Source organism: Tenebrionibacter intestinalis, assembly GCF_016632365.1.
GTDB classification, from domain to species: Bacteria; Pseudomonadota; Gammaproteobacteria; order Enterobacterales; family Enterobacteriaceae; genus Tenebrionibacter; species Tenebrionibacter intestinalis.
In genome coordinates this window covers 1-421 of the sequence record NZ_JAEPBH010000179.1, presented here as the reverse complement: position 1 = coordinate 421, position 421 = coordinate 1, and the positions used below count along the sequence as shown (strand labels likewise).

Annotated in this window: 1 protein-coding gene; it reads left to right on the top strand. The window is 66.0% G+C overall.

All coding sequences use genetic code 11. From position 1 onward, the window contains the following. On the top strand, nt 1-421 hold a 421-nt coding region (locus JJB97_RS18380), incomplete at both ends, for an Ig-like domain-containing protein (protein WP_238715531.1).

Sequence of the window (421 nt, the reverse complement as noted above, 5' to 3'; positions counted from 1 at the left end):
GGTGGACAAGGCAGGCAATGAGGGGCCGCAGGTCTCCGGCACCAGCGATGCGGGCTGGAGCTTTACGGTGGACACCACTGCGCCGGGCGCCGATGTGTTCGAATCCGGCAGCATTACGCTGACCGACGCCGTGGGTCCGGTTACCGGGCTGGTTGAAGACGGCAGCACCATTGACGACGCCCAGCCGGTCTACGCCGGTAAAATTACCGAAGCCGGGCTGGCCGGCGGCGTGGTGCTGGTAAATATCTACGATAAAGGCGAGCTGGTTGGCAGCGCGGCGGTGGATAAATCGACCGGGGCGTGGAGCTTTAAGCCGGGCAGCGCGCTGACCTCCGGCGGCCACGGCCTGACCGTATCGGCCGTGGATGCCGCCGGCAACGAAGGGCCGCAGGTCTCCGGGACCAGCGATGAAAGCTGGGAT